Raw genomic sequence first — 1,935 nt, forward strand, 5'->3', positions numbered from 1 at the left:
GCTTTGATGGGCTCGTCGCTCGTAGGGGACGTAGCCCCCTCGGTCGGCGAAAAAAATCCGCCATAAATGCCACCAAACACAATCAAGAAAACCCCCACGATGGGCCAGATGGCAAACAGGGCCGCCCATTTCTGTGGCCACGCAGGTGCGGGAGTCAAGGGTGCCATATCCGGTCGGGCTCGGGCATAAAGGCCAATGACCACGAGGTAGCCCAGCAAGGCCAAAATGCCAGGAACAATGGCCGCAGCGAACAGCTTGGCAATGTTTTGTTCGGTCAAAATGGCATACACCACCAAGGGTACGGAAGGGGGGATCAAGATGCCCAAGGTACCGCCTGCTGCCAAGGCGGCTGTTGACAAGCGCCCTTTGTAGCCGTGGCGTTTCATCTCCGGATAAGCCACTTGGGTGATGGTGGCCGATGTGGCAACAGAGGAGCCGCAGACCGCGCCAAAAGCACCCGCAGACAACACAGAGGCCATGGCCAATCCACCGCGCACATGCCCGACCCATGCCGCTGCCGCTTTGAACAGATCACGGCTCAGGCCACCTTGGGTGGCGAATTGCCCCATCAACAAAAACAACGGAATCACGCTCAACTCATAAACGGTCAGTCGCGCCACCGCACTGCCTTTGAGAAAATTGAGTGCTGTTGCGGTGTCGCTCATCAGCCAATAGCCGGCCAAACCAGGAATGAACATGGCCGCAGCGATGGGCACACGCAAAGCCATGAGCACGATCATGGCCACAAACATGGCCAACCCCAGTTGCGGGGCCCACGCCATCATGCCTGCACCTCTTGGAAGGGCATCGTCCACCCGGACAGACCTTGCACCAAGGCCACCCAGCCTGCCAGAGCCAAACCAGGCGCCAAGCAGGCATAAGCCCACCACATCGGCAAACTGATGATCATGGTGGTTTCCCCCGCTTCGTAGACTGACAAAGCCCCCACACTGGTGCGCCAAGCCAAGAGACCGTATAACAAGACCAGCGACAAGTTGCCCATCGCATCCAGCGCATGCCTGGTACGGCTGGAGCTGGCTTGGGTGAAAAAGTCAACAATGATGTTTGCCCGCTGCAACTGGCAATAAGGCAGACACATGGAGATGGCAAAAGCCATCCCCATTTGGGTCATTTCCACATCGCCCGCAATGGGTTGGGACCACCCGGCGCGCATGATCACGCTCACCGTGGTCAACACACCCGTGACCAGGGCAACAGCAGCACCTACCACCCCAAAAGCCCGGCACACCGGTGCCAAAAGCATTGACGAAAAGCGCATGAATTTTCCGATTCAGATTGGCCACAACTGCCCCTCACACCAGAGGGGCAGCCGAACGATCATTTGTTGTATTTTTTGACCAAGTCTTTCGCGTCTTGCAGCATCTGCTTGCCCGGCAAACCGCGCTTGTCCATGTCCGCCACCCACTCGTCGTAGAGCGGTGCGGAGGCCTGAATCCAGCGATCTGTCTCGGCCGCATTGATCTTGTTGAAGGTATTGCCACGGGCCAGAGCCGCATTGCGACCGGCGGCAGTCGCCTCGTCCCAGTAACGGCCGATGGTGCGGGACAAGCCAGCGCCACTGTGCTTGTCGATCACGCCCTTGAGATCGGCAGGCAAACTGTCGTACTTGGCTTGGTTCATCGCCATCACAAAGCCTGCAGTGAACATGGAAGGACGGCTGGCATCGATTTCCGTGTGGAATTTGCTTACCTCGTGCAGCTTGAACGCGGGGATGATTTCCCAAGCCGTCAAGAACCCGTCGATCGTGCCCTTGGTCATGGCGTCAGCGACGGAAGGAATCGGCATGCCCACAGGCGTAGCGCCCAACCTGGCGAGCAGTTTGGATGACTGGCGACTCGCAGCGCGGATTTTCAGCCCGCGAAAATCACCCATGCTCCGAATGGGCTTGCTGGAGGTGCTGACGAAACCTTCATC

At 58.2% G+C, this 1,935-nt stretch carries 3 protein-coding genes; all 3 read right to left on the bottom strand.

All coding sequences use genetic code 11. The annotated features are described in order from the left end of the window. Positions 1-785 (bottom strand): TRAP transporter large permease subunit (locus tag Q0341_RS08045; protein WP_299511906.1); only part of this gene is annotated, 785 nt, incomplete at its 3' end. Further along, a complete protein-coding gene (locus Q0341_RS08050; RefSeq protein ID WP_299511908.1) occupies positions 782-1,279 on the bottom strand; it encodes a TRAP transporter small permease in 498 nt (165 codons plus the stop codon). The genes Q0341_RS08045 and Q0341_RS08050, both read right to left, overlap by 4 nt. A gap of 59 nt (positions 1,280-1,338) precedes the next feature. After that, the coding region (gene dctP / locus Q0341_RS08055) for a TRAP transporter substrate-binding protein DctP (protein ID WP_299511911.1) at positions 1,339-1,935 on the bottom strand (597 nt) is incomplete at its 5' end.

Source organism: uncultured Limnohabitans sp. (assembly GCF_937889215.1).
GTDB lineage: Bacteria > Pseudomonadota > Gammaproteobacteria > Burkholderiales > Burkholderiaceae_C > Limnohabitans_A.